Raw genomic sequence first — 20,047 nt, 5'->3', positions numbered from 1 at the left:
CTATTCCATTCGGTGTAACGCACTGATTATAAACACAACATAAGGGAGAGAATATGAAGAAACTCTTTAAGTTATCTTTAGTTGCGGGTTTAATGGTGTCTTCTGCAGCAGTAATGGCGGAAGATAAATTTATTACCATCGGTACTGGTGGGCAAACAGGGGTTTATTATGTGGTTGGACAATCTGTCTGCCAATTAGTTAACCGTGATTCAGCCAAAACAGGCATCAAATGTAATGCGCCGTCAAGCGGTGGTTCAGTTGGAAACCTCAATGCGATTGCAAGCAATCAATTTGATATGGGAATCGTGCAATCTGACTGGCAATATCACGCCTATAACGGCTCGAGTACCTTTAAAGACAAAAAGAATGATCAACTTAGAGCCATTTTCTCTATTCATCCTGAGCCGTTTACCGTTATGGCACGCGATGACTCAGGAGTTAAAACCTTCGATGATCTTAAAGGAAAACGTGTAAATGTGGGCGATCCAGGTTCAGGTACACGTGCGACAATGAATGTTATTTTAAATGCGAAAGGGTGGGATGATAGTGCATTTAAAGTCGCTTCTGAGTTAAAACCTGCTGAAATGGCCTCTGTCATGTGCGATAATAACCTTGATGCTATCACTTATAATGTTGGTCATCCAAATGGTGCGTTAAAAGAAGCAGCAGCATCTTGTGATGCGCATTTAGTGCCTGTAACAGGTGAAGCGATTAACAAACTGGTTGCTGATTTCCCATATTATGCAAAAGCAACTATTCCAGGTGGCTTGTATAAAGGGTCTGATAATCCAACGGATACGTTTGGGGTTTATGCAACCTTAGTTACACAAGCCAATGTTGGGGAAGACAAAGTGTATGAAGTGGTAAAAGCTGTATTTGACAACTTTGATCGCTTTAAACGCCTACACCCTGCATTTGCTAACTTAAAAGAGCAAGACATGATTAAAAATGCCTTGTCAGCACCACTTCACCCAGGTGCAGAGCGTTACTATAAAGAGCGTGGCTGGATGTAAGCCAAACCGCACTTTTAATTTTGTTTAGGGCAGGGGATTCCCCTGCCTTTTCGTGTCATATCAAATAGGGATTATGTATGTCAGATTTCAAAAATACAACCCTAGACCAAGATGATTTGCAAGATATGGTGGCCGCCAATGATACAGGCGGACGCAATCCATATGGTTTTACGAAAAAGTTAATTATTGGCGTTGCCATTGCGTGGTCATTATTTCAAATTTACTACGCCTCGCCGTTGCCATTTGTTTTTCAAGAATTCTTGCGCTCAGTTGGTTTAGGATCAATTAACGTGGTGTTTGATGACACCAAAGCACGCTCAATTCATTTGGCATTTGCCTTATTTTTAGCGTATCTCTCTTATCCAGCCTTTAAATCGTCACCGATTCATCGGGTGCCGATGATAGATTGGATTTTTGCGTTTGTAGCCGCATTTTGTGCCGCGTATTACCTCTTTTTCTATGAGAGTTTAATTACCCGCTTTGGCGCACCCAATATGCAAGATATTATTGTAGGTGTGGTTGGGATTTTATTATTATTGGAAGCAACTCGCCGTAGTCTTGGGCTTCCGTTAGTTATCATTGCCAGCGTATTTTTGCTTTACAACTATTTCGGGCAATTTTTTCCGTCTGATTGGATTGTTAGCCATCGCACAGGCACAATGGAACATATTATCAATCAACAATGGGTTACCACCGAAGGTGTATTTGGCGTAGCACTTGGTGTTTCTACCAAATATGTCTTCTTATTTGTTTTGTTCGGTGCATTGCTTGAAAAAGCAGGCGCAGGGAACTATTTCATCAAAACAGCGTTTGCCTATCTTGGGCATTTTAAAGGCGGTCCTGCCAAAGCTGCCGTTGTGGCATCGGGTTTAACAGGATTAATTTCAGGTTCATCTATTGCTAATGTGGTCACAACAGGTACATTCACAATCCCTATGATGAAGCGGGTGGGATTTTCAGCTGAAAAAGCAGGTGCAGTAGAAGTTGCCTCATCTGTTAACGGGCAAATTATGCCGCCTGTAATGGGAGCTGCGGCATTTTTGATGATTGAATATGTCAATATGCCATATAATCAATTAATTACCCACGCCTTTTTGCCTGCGGTCATTTCGTATATTGCACTTGTTTATATTGTCCATTTAGAAGCATGCAAAATGAATTTACAAGGGCTTGAGCGTAGCGATGAACCGTCACCTTTATTAGTGAGTATTTTGCGTGCATTGGGTACATTTATCGCTATTTGCTTACTCTATTTTGCGATTAAATATAGCTTAGGCTGGCTCAAAGTTGTTGCACCAAACCACGCCTTTGCAATTGTTTCTGTGATTGTCACTCTTGTCTATTTATTGTTACTAAAACGTGTATCAGGCTTTAAAGACTTAGAGATTGATGATCCTGAATCGCCTGTGGTAAAACTGCCAGCCGTCAAACCAACCGTAAATGCGGGCTTGCATTTCTTATTACCCGTGGTCATTTTAATTTGGTGTTTGATGATTGAGCGTATGTCACCTGGGCTTTCAGCGTTTTATGGCAGCCTTGCGTTATGTTTTATTTTGCTGACTCAACGTCCTATTTTGAAGCTTTATCGCAAACAAGCCGATGTAGGCAACGCCTTTAAAGCAGGTTTTGACGATTTGATTACAGGGCTTGAGGGCGGTGCACGCAATATGATTGGCATTGGCATTGCTACCGCGACCGCAGGTATTATCGTAGGCGTGGTCTCGCTGACGGGCTTTGGTGTACAGCTATCTAGCATTATCGAATTTTTATCGATGGGTAATATTCTCTTAATGCTGATTTTGGTTGCCATCTTTAGCTTAATTTTAGGTATGGGTCTACCAACCACCGCTAACTACATCGTCGTGTCATCATTGATGGCAACGGTTATTGTCGAAGTCGGACGGCAAAATGGCTTAATTGTTCCACTGATTGCCGTACACTTATTCGTGTTCTATTTTGGGATTATGGCCGATGTAACGCCTCCTGTAGGGCTTGCCTCATTTGCAGCGGCGGCAGTATCGGGTGGAAAACCGATTCAAACGGGTCTCATTGCCTTTGGATATAGCCTACGAACCGCACTTTTGCCATTTTTATTCATTTTCAACACCGATTTATTATTAATTGATGTGAATATTTGGAAAGGCATAATGGTCTTTATCGTCGCGACCATTGCCATATTGGCATTTACAGCGGCATCGATGCGCTACTTCTTTGATCATAATAAATGGTGGGAAACCGCACTTTTACTGTTCATTTCCTTTGCCTTATTCCGCCCTGGCTTCTTTATGGAATACGTTTCGCCAACAGAGCATCACGTGCAACCAAGTCATTTAGTGGAAGAATTAGCCAAAGCACCTGTTGGTGAGCCATTTACCTTAAAAGTTGCTGGTATTAATCAATACGGTTCACCTGTTGAGTTTTATACTGAGCTAAAAGTACCTGAAGGGCAGAATGGCGAAGTGCGCTTACATGATTTAGGTTTAACGTTGTTAGACACTGGAGAAACCATTGAAGTGGAAGGTGAGCAAATTCCTAAAATTATCATTGATAATGTCGAAATTAGCTCTCCGGCAGCAAAAGCAGGATTAAACTGGGATCAAACCATTTTGTATGTTGCGCTGCCGCGTCACGATACTTTGCCAAAAGAACTCGTGTTTATCCCTGCATTGACCATGTTAGCAGGGCTTGGACTTAATCAGCGTCGCCGTCGGCTGCGCAAACAAAATGGAGCAGATAATGTTTAATAATATTTTAATTGTCATTGATTTAAGTCATTTGAATGAGGCAAGACGCCTCATTCAGACCGCACTTGATATGACAGAGCATCAAGAAAAGACGGTTTATCGCGTGGCAGGTATTGTGCCTGCACCGACGAATAGTATTGTATCGTCGTTTTTACCTAAAAACTTCGATAAAGATGTCCTAGCCGAGGCAAATAAGAAATTGCACGAGTTTACTCAAGGTATTTTTCCTGAGGGCAAAAAAGTGCAACATATTGTCGCTTATGGAACAGTATATGAAGAAGTGAATCGCATAGCCGAGGAAAAGGATGTCGATTTAATTATGATGATGGCAACTCAAAAAGCTCGTCAAAAGCAGAAAAAAGAGGGGTTAAGTTCAGATACAGTGAAAGTGGCTCGATACAGCCATCGCCCAGTATTGGTGATGCGTTAATAAAAAACCGCACTTTAACTAAAAGTGCGGTTTTTTCTATTACTCACTCTCTTCAGGATCAGGTTTGATTGCTAATACATCACAATTTAAACGTCCAATCACATGCTCAGCAGTATTTCCTAAAAAGGCAGCGGAAAGTCCTGTACGTCCAATTGTACCTAGCACCACAAGCTCCGCTTTAATTTTTTCCGCAACCTGTGGAATAACTTCTTCTGGCAAGCCTTCTTCCACATGAGTATGATCTTCATCAATACCAAAATGTTGACGTAGTGCTTTCATATTAATCAGGTGTTGACCTCGCACACTATCTGTATACGCATTTGGGTTGAATTCGGGTAAGTCAATTGCCATGTTTACAGGCGTAGTAGGGTAGGCTGACACAAGATGAATCCGCCCAGCACTCAATACCGAGGCAAGATCACGACTGGATGTGACTAATTTTTTATTTAACACATCATGGTAGGCTTCGTCATCTGAGACATTCACAGCCACCAAAATACGCCCTTCTGACTGCCATTCATGCTCTTTGACCATTAAAATTGGACAAGGGCATTTACGTAGCAATTGCCAGTCAGTTGGTGTGAAAATAAGCGCATCTAATCCCTCAGCAGGTTTTGCTTCTTTTACGACTAAATCGTGTTTACCCAATTCAACTTGCTCAATGATTGCTTCATAGTCACGACTTTTCCACATCACGGCAGTATCGGTTTGAATCAGAGAAGTTTGTGGAATTTCGCGTGTAATCAGTTCATCTAACCACGTTTTCTTTTGGCTAATAATGCCTTGGTGCATACTTTCTCGTTCTTCTGATGATAACATCGCACTCATTTCAAACGAGAAATCATATAGCGACAGAAAAAGTGTTAATTTTACCGTTTCATTTTCTTTTTCAAGCTGCTGAGCAAGGTGTAACGCGCGGGAAAGGCTAGGTTGTGTTTCTGAAGTAGGGTCAATTACCACTAAAATGTTATTAAAACGCATAAGACAAACCTCTATAAGGAGAAATACTCCTTATAGAATAGAGTAAAATGAAGAAAACAACAACAATTTTAGTGGGTTAAAGAGGGTTATTTTCCTTTACACTTAGTGGCATCTGCCATGCTTTTCAATTTTTCCATATCATTAATGGTAATAAATTTACCTTGTACCGACAAGATACCATTTTTCTTAAATCGCCCGAGTAAGCGACTAATGGTTTCAACGGTTAAACCAAGATAATTAGCAATATCACCACGCGTCATTGTCAAACCAAATTCTTTAGCAGAAAAACCACGAGCAGAGTAGCGGATTGAAAGATTATTAATAAATGCGGCTAACCGCTCTTCAGCATTCATTTTTGAGAGTAATAAAATCATCTCTTGATCACTTTTAATTTCATTGCTCATTAAACGCATAATTTGTTGACGCAATTTAGGCATTTTACCTGCAAGATCATCTAAAATATCAAACGGAATTTCGCATACCATTGCTGTTTCCAAGGCCTGTGCAAAGCTTGGGTGGCGCATATCAGTGATAGCATCAAATCCAACCAAATCGCCAGGTAAATGAAAAGAGGTGATTTGTTCTTGTCCTGTTTCACTAATTGTATAGGTTTTGATCGTGCCTGAACGGATAGCATAAAGTGAACGTAGGGGATCACCTGCTTTAAACAACACTTGCGCTTTTTGAATAGGTTTTTTTCGTTCTATAATATTATCAAGTTGATCTAATTCTTGATTATTCAACGTAAATGGAATACAAAGCGTACTGATACTGCATTCCTGACAATGAATTGCACAACCACCAGACTGTACGCGAACACCTGAGATGATTGGAGCCATAAAAACTACCTTATAAAAATTGATCTAACTCAATTATTTTAGCATTATTTTAGTAATGAGAAAAGAAAAGGATACAAAATGCCAGCACAAAAATTAACAAAAACCCGCGTTATTCAACTTATTATTGCGTTGATTATTCTTATTAGTGCTTTTTTGTACCGCTCTTATCATCATTCACAGCCGCAAAGTCCGGTAAAAATACAAATAGAGCAGAGTGAATAAAAAAGCTGCTAATATAGCAGCTTTTATTGTGACAGGGTAACAATGTTACGCTTGTGTTACTTCTGCATCAGCCAATTTCCCAAGCTCATTATCAATATGATAAAGGCCACGTCCATCAGTCCCGACCAAATTAAATTTATCTAAAATAGACATGAATAATTTTTCTTCTTCATGCTGTTCAGCCACATACCATTGCAAGAAGTTAAACGAAGAGAAGTCTTTCTCACTAAAAGTAATGTCCACTAATTCATTGATTTGTGAGGTTACTAATTTTTCGTGTTCATAGGTTAATTCAAACACTTGTTTTAGCGATTCAAATTCATGGGTAGGCGCTTCTATTTTACCAATAACGGCTAATGCGCCTGTTTCTGTGAGATAAGTAAACAAACGGCGCATATGCTGCATTTCTTCTTCAGCGTGAGCAAGTAAAAATTTTGCAGCACCAGGATAGCCTTGTTTTTCACACCATGCACTCATTTGCAAATAGAGATTAGACGAGTAAAATTCAAGATTTAATTGTTCATTTAAATCATTAATAATGTTTTGTGATAACATGCTTTTCTCCTTACAGTGCAGCTAATTCTTTATCAATAAAATAGAGTGATAAACCGCTATCACCTAATAAATTGAATTTATCAATGATACTGCCGAATAATTTTTCTTCTTCATGCTGTTCTGCAACATACCATTGCAAGAAGTGAAAACTGGATTGATCGTTACATTCAAACGTAACATCCACTAATTCATTGATTTTTTTCGTAATATATTTTTCATGCTCAAGCGTCAATTCAAACACATCTTTTAAAGAGGAAAAATCCGTTTTTGGTGCTTCAATTGCACCTAAAATTGGCATATTTCCCGTGTCATTCAAATATTGGAAGAGCTTTTGCATATGCAACATTTCTTCATCAGCATGCTTTAATAAAAAAGCAGATGCACCTTCAAATCCTTTTTGAGCACACCACGCACTCATTTGAAGATAAAGATTAGAAGAATAGAATTCTAAATTAATTTGTTCGTTTAATTTATCAATAATTTTACAATTTAACATATTGATATCCTTTTAATAGTAATTATTTCGATTTGGACTATTAAAATGTATTTTTTAATAGCGATTTCTTAATCATACCGTCTTTTTATACAAAAGCAAGCTATTGTTGTTTGTAAGTTGTTAAAAAATAAAGAAATAGCAACTATTATCATTTCACTTAGGAATTAATGAAAGTGCGGTTAAACCTCAAATTTTAAAATCTGATAGCATTTTCATTTACTACATACTCAGATTTTACAGCGATACGTTTTTCAAATCTTATGGTGCAAATGCATAATTAGTATCAGCCTTATTATTGATAATCTTTTCATAATCAAACCTGATATTTTGTAGATTTATCACCTCAAAATAAAATAGAGAAGTGCACCACCCATAAACGTGACGATTGTAATTACATTATTTAACATAATATACATTATGCGCAATTAGTGATAAGGTAAGTAGATACTACGATACAATAAAATCACAGACTTATCCACAAGAATGATTTCAATGGATTTGCCGTTTATTATAAGGACAAGTCACATTTTTAAACATGTTACGATGCAAGTTATACATAAAAAATAAACATGTTATTGCTATGTCAAGATGTGAGTGTTAGTTGATTTTGGTGATATTTATAATGGAAATGATGAGATAAAAACTATACGAGAAATAAAATGAAAAGTGCGGTTATCTCAACCGCACTTTTCAATTTTTTATAAATAATAATTACCGATGGGCAAGTTCTATGTGAGAAAAAAATTGATCGATTGCATGGTTATTATTAAGCATTTCAGCTTTTTCAACCGCACTTTTTGTTAAGTGCGGTGCGAAAAATTCGATAAAGTCATACATATATTGGCGTAAAAAAGTGCCACGCTTAAATGCAATATGAGTACTACTATAATTAAATAAATGAGAGGCATCTAATGCAATTAAATCACGATCAGCGGCCGTATGAGCCATCGAAGCAATAATGCCGACTCCTAAGCCTAGTCTGACATAGGTCTTCAGTACATCAGCATCGATTGCAGTAAATACAATATTCGGCATAATGCCATGATGATTGAAGGCTTTTGCAAGATCTGATGCCCCCATAAAACCAAAGGTATAGGTTACCAGTGGATACTGCCCTAATGTTTCAATACTAAGTTCTTGATTAATTAAAGGATGAACTGATGGGACAATGACAGAGCGATTCCAATGATAACATGGAAGCAATACCATATCGTTAAACAAATTGTGCCATTCAGTGATAATGGCTAAATCGACACTACCCGATTCCAATTGCTCAGCCATCTGTGCAGGCGTACCTTGATTAATTTGCAAACTGACATTAGGGTAACGCTTCACAAATCGCTGAATGACTTCAGGCAATACATAGCGTGCTTGGGTATTGGTGGTTGCAATGCGTAAAATACCATGCTCAGGACGATTAAATTCCTGTGCGATCGCTTTGATATTATCTGCTTTGGCAAGTAATTCACGTGCAATCTGGATAATTTTTTCGCCTTGTGGGGTCATACGTTTAATATGCTTGCCGTTACGCTCAAAAATTTCCAATCCCAGCTCTTGCTCCAATAACCGCACTTGCTTACTGATGCCAGGTTGTGAAGTATAAAGTGCTTCGGCTGCATCAGTAATATTTAAATTTTGTTCTGCTATTTCAACAAGATAACGTAATTGTTGCAGTTTCATGTAAATTATTTGCGTCGTCTGGTATTAGAATTAGCTGAAAATCGTTTTACGGCTTTACGGATTTTAGCGGCTTTTAGGCGACGTTGTGGTTGATGTTGCTCTAATTTTGATTCAGTTTCTAATGGCAACGACACTAGTTCACGCAGATAGTTCACATCGTTAAGCCCCATTTCTTGCCAACCGCCACGAGGTAATTGTTTAGTCAAAGTAATGTTGCCGTAACGAATACGAATTAGGCGGCTTACTTGCACGCCTTGTGATTCCCATAAGCGGCGAACTTCACGATTACGCCCTTCTGTAAGCGTAACATCAAACCATTGATTAATCCCCTGCCCGCCACGTACATGAATTCGTTTAAATGCAGCCATCCCATCTTCTAGTTGTACACCTTTGCGTAAAGCTTGCAGCATTGCTTCAGTAACCTCACCAAAAATGCGCACAGAATATTCACGCTCAATTTCTCGGCTCGGGTGCATTAAACGGTTCGCAAGTTCTCCATCCGTGGTAAATAACATCAAACCAGATGTGTTAATGTCTAACCTTCCAACCGCGATCCAACGTGCACCACGTAATTTAGGTAAACGCTCAAATACGGTGGCACGCCCTTCAGGGTCTCTGCGTGTGCACAACTCCCCCTCTGGTTTGTAATACATCAATACTCGACAAATTTGCTTTTGCTCAGGCTTAACGTTAACCAGTTGTCCATCAAGGCGAATTTTGGTGTCCGTTTTTAACTCGACACGATCGCCAAGTGTGGCAATTTTTCCATCAACACTGACGCGATGTTGAGCAATCATGGCTTCAATTTCACGACGTGATCCTTTACCAGCTCGCGCCAGAATTTTTTGCAGTTTTTCGCCTGCAACCGTATTATGTTTATTTTGCATAGTTATCCTTTATGTCACTCTCTCGGGTGTCATTCAAATGGTGTGGTATCACCATTACCGATGCGCACAATCACTGGCGCAGTATCAGTTAAATCAATCACTGTGGTTGGTTTTTCACCTAAATAACCACCGTGAATAATCAAATCAACGTGTTTCTCCAGTCGATCACGAATGTCTTCTGGGTCAAATTGCGTGATTTCATCACCAGGCATAATAAGTGAACACGATAAAATGGGTTCCCCCAGTTCTCGTAGTAGATGTAAGGCAATGGTATTATCAGGTACCCGTAAACCAATCGTTTTGCGCTTAGTCATTAGCCGACGTGGCACTTCTTTGGTTGCAGTTAAAATAAATGTGTAATGCCCAGGTGTATTATTCTTAATTAAACGATAGGCTACGTTATCCACCACCGCATAGTTCGACAATTCAGATAAATCACTACACACTAACGTAAAATTATGATTCGGTGGCAATTGGCGAATCGTCACAATTCTGTCCATTGCATGCTTATCCCCTAATGCACAACCAAGGGCATAGCCTGAATCGGTCGGATATACGATCACGCCGCCATTACGCACAATATCTACCGCTTGTTTAATCAGACGCGCTTGAGGATTATCGGGATGGATATAAAAAAATTGACTCATAATTTGACTTAATTGGCTCTAAATAGGGCAATTATACACGACAGAATAAGATTTATTTAGTAAAAAATGTGTTAAAACTGAGTCCAAATAGGGGTTACACTTTCTGGTAACCATAAATTTTTACCCAATTCAACCCAGCCACATGGAAAGTGAAAATCAGAGCCAGCAGAAGCCAACAGCCCCAGTTCACGCGTGATCTGTGCAAGATTATGCCTCTGATCAGGCGATTGTCCACTGTGTGCCACTTCAACCGCATCACCACCAGCTGCTTTAAACTCATTCAATAAACGCAATAACCATTTCCGCGTCATCGGATAACGCAAAGGGTGAGCACACACGGCTAAACCGCCAGCCTGATGTATAATATCAATCGCATGTGGAATATCACACCAATTTGCACTCACATACGCCGATTTTCCCTGCCCTAAATAACGTTTGAATGCTTGAGCTTCATTTTTTACTTTACCTGCTTGCACCAGTAAACGAGCATAATGTGCACGCGTTACTTCACCACCAGCCAAGCGTTTGGCACTCTCATACGCATCTGGCAGACCGCACTTTACTAATTTTTCCCCGATTTGAATCGCTCTTTGTTCCCGTAATTGTGCTTGCTGTGCTAAAAGTGCGGTCATTGCACTGTGGGCTGGATCAAAATTCAGTCCAACAATATGAATTCCACGATTTTGCCACAATGTCGATAGCTCAACCCCACTCACTAGCGTGATATTGTGTTTCTTTGCCGCACATTGGGCCTCAGCAACGCCACGTGTAGTGTCGTGATCACATAACGCAAGCACCTTTACGCCTTGAGTAGCAGCTCGAGCCACTATGTCACTCGGCGTTAATACACCGTCGGAGGCATTACTATGGCAGTGGAGATCATAATGGTGTTGAGAAAAAGTCATATTATGCACGCTGTTGAACTAAGGACAATTTTGGTTTAGCCTCTCGCGTTGGCATTGGGCGTAAACGGTTAGCGAAAAGACGTAATGGCTGAGCAAACGTTAAATTCAGCCCCGATAAAATTAAAGTGCGGTCAAGTAATAGACAATCTGCCACATTACCGCTGATTTGCACCAATAACAAATTCACCCATTTATCGCTGTCTTTGAGCAATGCTTGCACCAATTTCGGTTCAGCCTCATCACAAATATCAATGCCATTTAGTGCAGTGAAAAACCAACTCTTTGGTTGAATGGGTAATAAAAATTGACGTGCCCCGATCGCAGAATACGTCATAAACTCACGGTCGGCATCGCTCATGGCGTGATCTTTTAACACATCATATACCACGTTATAAAACAGGAAATCTTCCATATCACAGTCATTTACACCAAATGCGGCTTGGTTTAACATTCCTTTTTGCAATGATGTTCGTATCCGCCGCCCAGTATCTTCTGAGCAGAGCATCAAACAGTGTGCTACGGGGCTATATTCCCAATAAAAAAATCCGTTCATAACGCCTAATATATATTTTAATGCTTCAATATTACGCTTTTTTGCGTATTTTCGCGATCTATTTATGCTTTTTTAGCGAAAAAAGTGCGATGATGTCTGCTACGGTATGAAATGAACCAAAAATTAAGATAATATCCTGTGCTTTCGCCTGTGCGATGGCAAAAGCAGTACCAGATAACACATCATCAAAACAGGTTATTTTCTCTGAGCTGATTTCACTTGCGATTTTGTCTTTTAAGGCAACCGCACTTTGCCCGCGTGTGCCAGCAAGTGAGCAGCAAAACCACGAATCAATAACCGATTTTAATGGCTGCGCAACATGTAAAGCATCCTTATCACTGAGCATTGCAAAGACCCCATAAACCTGTGTATCGTGCTGCTTAAGCGACCGCACTTTTTGTGCAAGATAACGCGCGGCATGTGGATTATGCCCCACATCAAGATAGATTTTATCGGTTTTACTTTGACCTAATATGGTGGACAACTGTGAGAGCTGAACAGGTGTTAAACGTTGAAACCGCCCTGTTAATGTGATTTCCTGTAAGGATTTTTGAATAACATCCGCAGTAATGTCCCAAGGTAATTGTTCACACACCGCCAGTGCGGTGGCTGCATTTTGTACTGGTATTGCAGGCAGAGGCAGCTGTTCAAACCGCACTTTTTTCCCTTGCCATGCCCAGTAATTATTGTTTACTTGATAATGCCATTCTACCCCATTACATGATAAGTGACAGGGTAACGATTTGGCATATTCAATTACTGAAGCTGGAATATCTGCCTCTCCGATCACCGCACTTTTCCCTTTACGCATAATGCCCGCTTTTTCATATCCAATTTGGGCGCGCGTATTGCCGAGATAGTCAACGTGATCAATATCAATGGAAGTAATAGCACACACATCTGCATCAATAATATTGGTTGCATCCAGTCGCCCGCCAAGCCCCACTTCCAAAATCACCACATCTAATGCGGCATGTTTGAATAGATAGAGAGCACCGAGTGTACTAAATTCGAAATAGCTTAAAGAATGCGATTTTTGGCTATCGATAAATGCAAATGCTTCACTGTGGGCACTGTCAGGTAATGTCGCATTATTGATGCGAACCCGCTCATTGTATTCAATCAAATGCGGTGAGCTAAACACCCCTACATTGAAACCGGCATTCAATAAAATCAGTTCTAATAAACGGCAAGTTGTACCTTTGCCATTTGTGCCACCAACGGTAATTACATAAGGTGCTGGGTGTAATAAATCAAGTTCATTTGCAACAGTACTAACACGAGTAAGCCCCATGTCAATGGCTTTACTATGGCCATTTTCTATATAGGAAAGCCACATCTCAAGTGGAGATGTGGCTGTAAGTTGTGAATGTTTCATTATGCTTGTTCGCTGTCCCCATTTTCTTGGACATTTGCGAAATTGGACTCGTTTGACTCAAATGGTGACGGTTGTCCGCTAAGTTTGGCAATTATGCTCGCTAATTTTTCGCGCATTTCTTTACGATTAACAATCATATCAATCGCCCCTTTTTCAAGCAAAAATTCACTGCGTTGAAATCCTTCGGGTAATTTTTCACGCACTGTTTGCTCAATTACGCGAGGACCTGCAAAACCAATCAAGGCTTTTGGTTCGGCAATATTAATATCCCCTAGCATAGCAAAACTGGCGGAAACACCACCCATCGTCGGGTCAGTCAGCACTGAAATATAAGGAACACCTCGAGCTTTTAGTTTTGCTAAAATGGCACTCGTTTTTGCCATTTGCATTAATGAAAACAGAGCTTCTTGCATACGCGCTCCGCCACTGGCAGAAAAACAAATCAGTGGGCAACCAAGCTCAAGTGCGGTTTCTGCGGCTTTCACAAATTTGCCACCAACCACACTGCCCATTGAGCCTCCCATAAAATTAAAGTTAAACGCCGCGGTCACGACAGGCATACCATAAATTGTGCCTTTCATCACGATCAAGGCATCTTTTTCGCCCGTTTGTTTTTGTGCTGCGCTTAAGCGGTCTTTATATTTTTTTAAATCTTTAAATTTTAAAATGTCTTCAGGCTCAATGTCTGCACCAATTTCAGAAGTTGATCCCTCATCTAGCAATTTTTCTAAACGGACACGCGGATCAATACGCATATGATGACCGCACTTTGGACACACTTCTAAATTACGCACCACTTCATCACGATAAAGCACTTGATCACAGCTCGTACACTTTGTCCAAATCCCTTCAGGCACATTCGCTTTTTGCGTTGTGCTACTCACTGAACCTTTATTAAAAATTCGCTCAATCCAACTCATAGGTTACCTTATTTTCATCATATCTATGCTGATTAATGTGCTCATTACACCATATTTGCGCACGCTTTTGAACCGTTTTATTACAATTTCTTAATCGGGAAGAAAAAGTGGACCAAGTGGCGTTTGTGGTAGCATAAATTCGGCAGGATAATCAACTGATACTAAATAGAGACCATTGGGTTTAGCGGTTGCGGGGGCTAAAGTGCGGTTACATTGGGCTTGCAGCCATGATAACCATTCTACGGGCTGGTTGCCATTTCCAACTTCAAGCAAGCTACCCACAATATTGCGTACCATATGATGTACAAACGCATTGGCTTTAATATCAACAATCACATACTCCCCGATGCGATAAACTATAAGATGATGCACATATCGCCAAGGCGTATGTGACTGGCATTGGGCGGCACGAAAAGAGCTAAAATCCCGTTCACCAAGCAATGACTGCCCTGCTTGGTGCATTTTTTCGTGGTTTAGGGGGATATGGTAGTGGGTTAAGCCATCAGCCAAAATAGCGGGGCGTAATGGATTGTTATAAATAATATAGCGATAACGTCGTGCTGTTGCACTAAAGCGGGCATGAAAATCGCTTGTAACCTCTTTTGCCCACCGCACTTTAATATCGGATGGCAAATTGGCATTTACGCCTAGATACCACGCTTGTAGTTGGCGTTCACATTGTGTGTCAAAATGCACAACTTGCCCAGTGGCATGCACGCCAGAATCCGTTCGCCCAGCGCAAAATAGATGAATGTCTTCATTTGCGACTTTTGATAACGCCAACTCAAGGCGTTGTTGAATGCTATCAACCTGTTGTTGACGCTGCCAGCCGAAATAATTCGCCCCATTATATTCAATGCCGAGTGCTATTCTCATTGCGCTTTCCAACATGATAAAGATGAAAAAAAACACCAAACAAATTCATTGCTGGTGTTTTTTGCGTCAGTAAAATTAAACGCGTTTGAAATCAAGATGTAATAATTTCGGTTTGAATGGGTGGCGTTGCATTGCTTGTACTTTAACAACCACATCCTTGCCATCAATAACTAATGTGATATTTTCACTGTAGAATTTATCATCCACTTGGGCATTATTCACTTCATCATGGTTTAACACGATAGAAACTGGTGCTTCGCTGCCACCATAAACGATCGCAGGAACTTGACCTTGATGACGCAGACGGCGGCTCGCACCCGTACCTTGCGCTTCACGAACTTGTGCATTAAATTTAAACATAATATTCTCTCTTTAAACGGAAATGAAAGTCATAGGCGACCCTACAACTTAACGATGTTTGCTTGAGTAACTCTCAAGGGCGCATATTCTACAAGGTTTGCCGTAAAAGTGCAATATTATTTCTTATGAATGCCTTTAAGCTTGATTATTCGCATTTAGCCTATGGCAATTCGTGTAAAAAAAAGGCACAATAAGTACATTGATTTATCTCACGCATACGGCGTATTTCATCTTAAAATTATTGGGTTAAACGTGCAATTCTTTATCGATTTTTTTACCAATTATGGCTATTTTGCGGTATTTGCAGTATTAATGCTTTGTGGGCTTGGCGTCCCCATTCCAGAAGACATCACGTTAGTATCTGGCGGCATTATTTCAGGACTAGGTTATGCTAACCCGCACTGGATGGTTGCCGTCGGTATGTTAGGGGTGTTATTAGGTGATTTATTAATGTATATGTTAGGGCGATTTTATGGCGTAAAAATTTTACGTTTTCGCCTCATTAAACGCTTTATTACCTTTAAACGCTTACAAATGGTAAAAAGTAAATTTGACCGTTATGGCAATCGTTTATTATTTATTGCACGCTTCTTACCAGGGCTACGTACGCCAGTCTATATTATTTCAGGAGTAACGCGTCGAGTTGGCTTTATCCGTTTTATTTTAATTGACTTTTGTGCCGCGATTATCTCTGTGCCAGTTTGGGTGTATCTTGGTCATCATGGCGCAGAAAATCTTGATTGGATCAAAGCGCAAATGCGCCATGGGCAAATGGGTATCTATGCGATTCTTGGACTTATTTTACTCTTTGTCCTTTTTACATACGTCAAACGCAAACGTCGAATGAAGCAAGAACAAGAATAAGAATAAAAAAACAAAAAGTGCGGTAATAACCGCACTTTTTATATTAAATCTACCTTAAAGTGGCATAACGTTAAGTGATGCGCCTCCAATGATTTGAACGCGAGCACCTGGTACTAAACGTGCATCAGCCTTTTGCACGACCACAATTTCTTTACCATCGTCTTTGCGAATAACCATCTGTACGCCATTTGTTTGGCTAGCTTTTTGCTCCACAGTGTTACCAATCACGACCCCCGCAATTGCACCTACCGCTGTTGCAATGGCATTACCAGTTCCACCGCCTACACCAGAGCCTAAAATGCCACCTAATGCGCCACCGCCTACGGTACCAATCACGCCTTGATTTGGTGCTTGAATGGTTACAGGTTTAGTGGACACAATCGTTCCGTAGCTAATTGAGCGTGCTTCTTTGGTTTGATCGCCCGTATAAACATCACCACGATAAATATCTTTATTCGCACAACCTACGGTTGCTAAACCAATGAATAGAGATGCGATTAAAACAGATTTTTTCATTACATTATCCTTATTAAATCATATTGGACTAATTATTAATCACCTCAATTATAGAGTGTGAATGCAGTTTAATACAACATTTATTTTCTTTTTTGTCAGGTTTTGTAATTGCAATGGTGGTGTTATCCACCTGTTCGCCACGCCCTTGAGGACGATCAATTTTTAGTGAAAGTGCGGTATTGGTGCGTAAATGAAATTTCGTCAACATTCGTTCGCACCACTGTTGTGGGCTCTCTCCTTCTTTTAAAGGTACGACAACTTCAATATGCTCCCAGCCTTCAAATGGATACATTTTTTTCGGCATAGGTAATTCGACTATCCTGATTGATTGTGAAAATAAATGTAAAGGAAAATGCAACTCGACTAAATAAATAGGGCGACCATTAATTATATTATCACTGATGATGTTGCCATGTTCCGCCAATACGGATAACCACTGGGTGCCTTGCGTGTTATCATTAACTCGCAGTGCAATATGATCAATATGATAGTCAGACAGGTTAATCCCAATTAAGCTCGCCAATTCTAAAATATTGCGCTCAAAGCTCGGCAGTTGTGCCGCAAGATTGGGAAGCTGTTCATGTATAAAGTGCGGTTTAGACATTTTTTCAATCTCTCTTTTCTCTCAACGCATATCAAGGTATCATAGCAAAATTTATTACGCTATAAGTTTATTAAACAAGGATAACGAGTGAATATTCAAACAACTTTGTCGCAAAAAATCACACAAGCGATGCGTAAAGCAGGTGCTGACGAACAGTGTGATGCGTTAGTGCGACAATCTGGAAAACCGCAATTTGGAGATTATCAAGCTAATGGCATTATGGCTGCGGCCAAAAAGGCAGGGATCGCACCAAGAGAGCTTGCCCAGCGTGTGCTGGATGTACTTGATGGTGGTGAGATGATTGAACGGTGTGAAATAGCGGGGCCAGGCTTTATCAACATTACACTCAACCGCACTTGGCTTGCACAACAAGGTCATAAACGACTCTCACAAGCAAAATTAATCCATGATGTTGAAAAACCACAGATCATCGTTGCGGACTACTCTGCACCTAATGTGGCAAAGCAGATGCATGTGGGGCATTTACGCTCTACGATTATTGGTGATGCGGTGGTGCGTGTATTGGAATTTCTTGGACATCACGTTATTCGTGCTAACCACGTAGGCGATTGGGGGACGCAATTTGGCATGCTCATTGCTTACCTTGAAAAAATGCAAAATGAAAACGCAGATGATCTCGCATTAAGTGATTTAGAAGCTTTTTATCGTGCAGCAAAAGCGCATTATGATAATGACGAAGCCTTTGCTGAAAAGGCGCGTCAATATGTTGTTAAATTGCAAGGTGGCGATAGTTATTGCTTAGCGATGTGGCGTAAACTCGTTGATATTACCATGGAGCAAAATCAACGTACTTATGATCGGTTAAATGTGACGTTGAGCAATGATAATATTATGGGTGAAAGCCTTTATAACCCTATGTTGCCCACTATTGTGGCGGATTTAAAAGCCAAAGGTATTGCCGTTGATGATCAAGGTGCAGTGGTCGTTTTTTTATCTGAATTCAAAAATAAAGATGGCGAACCTATGGGGGTTATTATTCAAAAGCGTGATGGTGGTTTTCTTTACACGACAACCGATATCGCGGCTGCGAAATATCGCTGGGAAACATTACATGCTAACCGTGCACTTTATTTTACAGATACCCGCCAAAGCCAGCACTTACAACAAGCATGGACAATTGTGCGTAAAGCGGGTTATGTACCTGATGAGATGCAACTTGAACACATCAATTTTGGTATGATGTTGGGCAAAGATAACAAACCATTTAAAACACGTTCTGGCGAAACCGTCAAACTCAATGATTTGCTTGATGAAGCCATTGAACGTGCTGGAAAATTAATTCGTGAGAAAAATACCGCACTTTCTGCCACCGAGCTAGATGACGTTATTCACGCCGTTGGTATTGGCGCAGTAAAATATGCTGATTTATCTAAAAATCGTACCACAGATTATGTGTTTGATTGGGATAATATGCTCTCTTTTGAAGGTAATACAGCCCCTTATATGCAATATGCTTATACCCGAATTCATTCTATTTTCACGAAAAGTGGCATTAACCCGACTGAACTTGAGGGTGAATTAGTCATCAATGACGATAAAGAGCGTGCATTATTGCTCAAATTATTACAATTTGAAGAAGCTATTCATGTTGTCGCAAAAGAGGGGACACCGCATGTCTTATGTAGTTATCTGTATGAATTAGCGGGTATATTCTCACAATTTTATGAGCATTGTCCGATTTTGAATTGCCCAGAAGAAGAGGTCAAAATAAGCCGTTTAAAACTTGCTGCTTTAACGCAACGAACCTTAAAACAAGGGCTGGAGCTCTTAGGCATCAATGTAGTGAATAAAATGTAATAAAAAACCGCACTTTACTCAAAGTGCGGTCTGTCAAAAGCAGTGTTAAAAACACTGCTTTTATCGTTCAATTAAACTTAAAAACTCTTTACGGGTTTCACGATCTTTTAAGAATACACCACCGAACGCTGATGTGACAGTGTAACTATTACTGTCTTTAATTCCTCGACATTTCACACAAAAATGCGTTGCTTTAACATAAACGGCAACATCATCCGTTTGCAAAATAGTCTGAAGTGCGGTGAGAATTTGTTCCGTCAAACGTTCTTGTACTTGCGGGCGTTGGGCTAGAAATGCCACCACTCGGTTAATTTTCGACAAGCCAATCACCCACTCTTTCGGGTAATATGCCACAGACACTTTACCATCAATAGTGACAAAATGATGCTCACAAGTGCTGGTTAGCGTTACATCATTGACCAACACCATTTCACTAACCTGCATTCGATTGCGAATCGTAGTGATTTTGGGAAAATTAGCATAGTCCATACCTGTAAAAATTTCATCAAGGTACATTTTGGCTAAACGTGCAGGCGTTTGCTCAATACTGTCATCATTCAAATCAAGCCCAATTAATTCCAACACACTTTTCATATGTTGCTCAATTTTCTCACGGCGTTGATCTAAGGATAAATCCAATACTTTCATTGGCGTTTCAATTCCCTTAGCAAGCAATGCCGCTTGAACTTGCTGGGCCTCAGCTGAAATTTTACTCATTGCGGTATAACATCTCTCAAAAAACAAGGCGATTATTTTAAC

22 protein-coding genes are annotated in these 20,047 nt (G+C 40.2%); 6 read left to right on the top strand and 16 right to left on the bottom strand.

Annotation, left to right across the window (positions count from 1 at the left end):
* Positions 1–53: 53 nt before the first annotated feature.
* From HPC40_RS03640 to HPC40_RS03630, 3 genes are all read left to right on the top strand, one after another.
* Positions 54–1,013, top strand: coding sequence for a TAXI family TRAP transporter solute-binding subunit (locus HPC40_RS03640; RefSeq protein WP_208118124.1), 960 nt, complete (start codon positions 54–56; stop codon positions 1,011–1,013).
* Positions 1,014–1,090: 77 nt separating this feature from the next.
* Positions 1,091–3,757, top strand: a complete 2,667-nt coding sequence (locus tag HPC40_RS03635; RefSeq protein WP_208118123.1) for a TRAP transporter permease — start codon at positions 1,091–1,093, stop codon at positions 3,755–3,757.
* Complete coding sequence (locus HPC40_RS03630; protein WP_208118122.1) at positions 3,750–4,187, top strand: universal stress protein; 438 nt, start codon at positions 3,750–3,752, stop codon at positions 4,185–4,187. Before HPC40_RS03635 ends, HPC40_RS03630 begins: the two co-directional genes overlap by 8 nt.
* Before the next feature lie 39 nt (positions 4,188–4,226).
* Here HPC40_RS03630 and uspE read toward each other — a convergent pair whose 3' ends face one another.
* Complete coding sequence (gene uspE / locus HPC40_RS03625; protein ID WP_208118121.1) at positions 4,227–5,168, bottom strand: universal stress protein UspE; 942 nt, start codon at positions 5,166–5,168, stop codon at positions 4,227–4,229.
* An 86-nt stretch (positions 5,169–5,254) separates the two neighbouring features.
* Entirely contained in the window at positions 5,255–6,007 is a 753-nt protein-coding gene (locus HPC40_RS03620; RefSeq protein ID WP_208118120.1) for an FNR family transcription factor, read from the bottom strand.
* Between the two features lie 78 nt (positions 6,008–6,085).
* On the opposite strand from HPC40_RS03620, the gene HPC40_RS03615 reads away from it, so the two are divergent.
* On the top strand, positions 6,086–6,229 hold the full coding sequence (locus tag HPC40_RS03615) for a hypothetical protein (protein ID WP_208118119.1): 144 nt from the start codon (positions 6,086–6,088) through the stop codon (positions 6,227–6,229).
* 45 nt (positions 6,230–6,274) lie between these two features.
* Here HPC40_RS03615 and ftnA (HPC40_RS03610) read toward each other — a convergent pair whose 3' ends face one another.
* From ftnA (HPC40_RS03610) to rplY, 11 genes are all read right to left on the bottom strand, one after another.
* Positions 6,275–6,784, bottom strand: a complete 510-nt coding sequence (gene ftnA, locus HPC40_RS03610) for a non-heme ferritin (protein ID WP_208118118.1) — start codon at positions 6,782–6,784, stop codon at positions 6,275–6,277.
* Between the two features lie 10 nt (positions 6,785–6,794).
* On the bottom strand, positions 6,795–7,280 hold the full coding sequence (ftnA, locus tag HPC40_RS03605; protein ID WP_208118117.1) for a non-heme ferritin: 486 nt from the start codon (positions 7,278–7,280) through the stop codon (positions 6,795–6,797).
* A gap of 711 nt (positions 7,281–7,991) precedes the next feature.
* Positions 7,992–8,960, bottom strand: coding sequence for an HTH-type transcriptional regulator CysB (cysB, locus tag HPC40_RS03600; RefSeq protein WP_208118116.1), 969 nt, complete (start codon positions 8,958–8,960; stop codon positions 7,992–7,994).
* 5 nt (positions 8,961–8,965) lie between these two features.
* On the bottom strand, positions 8,966–9,847 hold the full coding sequence (gene rluB / locus HPC40_RS03595) for a 23S rRNA pseudouridine(2605) synthase RluB (RefSeq protein ID WP_208118115.1): 882 nt from the start codon (positions 9,845–9,847) through the stop codon (positions 8,966–8,968).
* A gap of 29 nt (positions 9,848–9,876) precedes the next feature.
* Positions 9,877–10,494 carry an L-threonylcarbamoyladenylate synthase gene (locus tag HPC40_RS03590; protein ID WP_208118114.1) on the bottom strand — a complete coding sequence of 206 codons (618 nt, stop codon included), beginning with the start codon at positions 10,492–10,494 and terminating at the stop codon, positions 9,877–9,879.
* A 71-nt stretch (positions 10,495–10,565) separates the two neighbouring features.
* Positions 10,566–11,399, bottom strand: a complete 834-nt coding sequence (rnm, locus tag HPC40_RS03585; protein ID WP_208118113.1) for an RNase RNM — start codon at positions 11,397–11,399, stop codon at positions 10,566–10,568.
* A 1-nt stretch (position 11,400) separates the two neighbouring features.
* Positions 11,401–11,952: a cell division protein ZapC domain-containing protein gene (locus HPC40_RS03580; protein WP_208118112.1), complete on the bottom strand. Its 552-nt coding sequence runs from the start codon at positions 11,950–11,952 to the stop codon at positions 11,401–11,403.
* Positions 11,953–12,010: 58 nt separating this feature from the next.
* Complete coding sequence (folC, locus tag HPC40_RS03575; RefSeq protein WP_208118111.1) at positions 12,011–13,330, bottom strand: bifunctional tetrahydrofolate synthase/dihydrofolate synthase; 1,320 nt, start codon at positions 13,328–13,330, stop codon at positions 12,011–12,013.
* A complete protein-coding gene (gene accD / locus HPC40_RS03570) occupies positions 13,330–14,250 on the bottom strand; it encodes an acetyl-CoA carboxylase, carboxyltransferase subunit beta (RefSeq protein WP_208118110.1) in 921 nt (306 codons plus the stop codon). The genes folC and accD overlap by 1 nt, the downstream gene beginning before the upstream one ends.
* A gap of 90 nt (positions 14,251–14,340) precedes the next feature.
* Positions 14,341–15,126, bottom strand: a complete 786-nt coding sequence (truA, locus tag HPC40_RS03565; RefSeq protein WP_208118109.1) for a tRNA pseudouridine(38-40) synthase TruA — start codon at positions 15,124–15,126, stop codon at positions 14,341–14,343.
* A gap of 75 nt (positions 15,127–15,201) precedes the next feature.
* Positions 15,202–15,489 carry a 50S ribosomal protein L25 gene (rplY, locus tag HPC40_RS03560; protein WP_208118307.1) on the bottom strand — a complete coding sequence of 96 codons (288 nt, stop codon included), beginning with the start codon at positions 15,487–15,489 and terminating at the stop codon, positions 15,202–15,204.
* 249 nt (positions 15,490–15,738) lie between these two features.
* Between rplY and HPC40_RS03555 the strand changes: the two genes are divergently transcribed.
* Positions 15,739–16,350 carry a DedA family protein gene (locus HPC40_RS03555; RefSeq protein ID WP_208118306.1) on the top strand — a complete coding sequence of 204 codons (612 nt, stop codon included), beginning with the start codon at positions 15,739–15,741 and terminating at the stop codon, positions 16,348–16,350.
* A gap of 54 nt (positions 16,351–16,404) precedes the next feature.
* Here the strand turns inward: HPC40_RS03555 and HPC40_RS03550 are convergent, their stop codons facing one another.
* Together HPC40_RS03550 and HPC40_RS03545 are read right to left on the bottom strand one after the other, a co-directional pair.
* On the bottom strand, positions 16,405–16,866 hold the full coding sequence (locus HPC40_RS03550; protein WP_208118108.1) for an outer membrane lipoprotein: 462 nt from the start codon (positions 16,864–16,866) through the stop codon (positions 16,405–16,407).
* A gap of 28 nt (positions 16,867–16,894) precedes the next feature.
* Positions 16,895–17,470: a VOC family protein gene (locus tag HPC40_RS03545; RefSeq protein WP_208118107.1), complete on the bottom strand. Its 576-nt coding sequence runs from the start codon at positions 17,468–17,470 to the stop codon at positions 16,895–16,897.
* Between the two features lie 87 nt (positions 17,471–17,557).
* Here HPC40_RS03545 and argS point away from each other — a divergent pair, with 87 nt between their 5' ends.
* A complete protein-coding gene (gene argS, locus HPC40_RS03540) occupies positions 17,558–19,288 on the top strand; it encodes an arginine--tRNA ligase (RefSeq protein WP_208118106.1) in 1,731 nt (576 codons plus the stop codon).
* Between the two features lie 60 nt (positions 19,289–19,348).
* Here the strand turns inward: argS and folE are convergent, their stop codons facing one another.
* Entirely contained in the window at positions 19,349–20,005 is a 657-nt protein-coding gene (gene folE / locus HPC40_RS03535; protein ID WP_208118105.1) for a GTP cyclohydrolase I FolE, read from the bottom strand.
* Positions 20,006–20,047 lie beyond the last annotated feature (42 nt).

Source organism: Spirabiliibacterium falconis (assembly GCF_014885015.1).
GTDB classification, from domain to species: domain Bacteria; phylum Pseudomonadota; class Gammaproteobacteria; order Enterobacterales; family Pasteurellaceae; genus Spirabiliibacterium; species Spirabiliibacterium falconis.
This window is presented reverse-complemented; position numbering and strand designations above follow the sequence as displayed.

Bases quoted from the DNA above. Each gene is read 5' to 3' on its own strand.
- folE (WP_208118105.1), bottom strand. From the start codon at position 20,005: ATGAGTAAAATTTCAGCTGAGGCCCAGCAAGTTCAAGCGGCATTGCTT.
- cysB (WP_208118116.1), bottom strand. From the start codon at position 8,960: ATGAAACTGCAACAATTACGTTATCTTGTTGAAATAGCAGAACAAAAT.
- HPC40_RS03580 (WP_208118112.1), bottom strand. From the start codon at position 11,952: ATGAACGGATTTTTTTATTGGGAATATAGCCCCGTAGCACACTGTTTG.
- HPC40_RS03620 (WP_208118120.1), bottom strand. From the start codon at position 6,007: ATGGCTCCAATCATCTCAGGTGTTCGCGTACAGTCTGGTGGTTGTGCA.
- HPC40_RS03635 (WP_208118123.1), top strand. From the start codon at position 1,091: ATGTCAGATTTCAAAAATACAACCCTAGACCAAGATGATTTGCAAGAT.
- truA (WP_208118109.1), bottom strand. From the start codon at position 15,126: ATGAGAATAGCACTCGGCATTGAATATAATGGGGCGAATTATTTCGGC.
- ftnA (WP_208118118.1), bottom strand. From the start codon at position 6,784: ATGTTATCACAAAACATTATTAATGATTTAAATGAACAATTAAATCTT.
- rnm (WP_208118113.1), bottom strand. From the start codon at position 11,399: ATGACTTTTTCTCAACACCATTATGATCTCCACTGCCATAGTAATGCC.
- HPC40_RS03550 (WP_208118108.1), bottom strand. From the start codon at position 16,866: ATGAAAAAATCTGTTTTAATCGCATCTCTATTCATTGGTTTAGCAACC.
- HPC40_RS03590 (WP_208118114.1), bottom strand. From the start codon at position 10,494: ATGAGTCAATTTTTTTATATCCATCCCGATAATCCTCAAGCGCGTCTG.
- HPC40_RS03640 (WP_208118124.1), top strand. From the start codon at position 54: ATGAAGAAACTCTTTAAGTTATCTTTAGTTGCGGGTTTAATGGTGTCT.
- HPC40_RS03545 (WP_208118107.1), bottom strand. From the start codon at position 17,470: ATGTCTAAACCGCACTTTATACATGAACAGCTTCCCAATCTTGCGGCA.
- accD (WP_208118110.1), bottom strand. From the start codon at position 14,250: ATGAGTTGGATTGAGCGAATTTTTAATAAAGGTTCAGTGAGTAGCACA.
- HPC40_RS03630 (WP_208118122.1), top strand. From the start codon at position 3,750: ATGTTTAATAATATTTTAATTGTCATTGATTTAAGTCATTTGAATGAG.
- HPC40_RS03615 (WP_208118119.1), top strand. From the start codon at position 6,086: ATGCCAGCACAAAAATTAACAAAAACCCGCGTTATTCAACTTATTATT.
- rluB (WP_208118115.1), bottom strand. From the start codon at position 9,847: ATGCAAAATAAACATAATACGGTTGCAGGCGAAAAACTGCAAAAAATT.
- uspE (WP_208118121.1), bottom strand. From the start codon at position 5,168: ATGCGTTTTAATAACATTTTAGTGGTAATTGACCCTACTTCAGAAACA.
- folC (WP_208118111.1), bottom strand. From the start codon at position 13,330: ATGAAACATTCACAACTTACAGCCACATCTCCACTTGAGATGTGGCTT.
- ftnA (WP_208118117.1), bottom strand. From the start codon at position 7,280: ATGTTAAATTGTAAAATTATTGATAAATTAAACGAACAAATTAATTTA.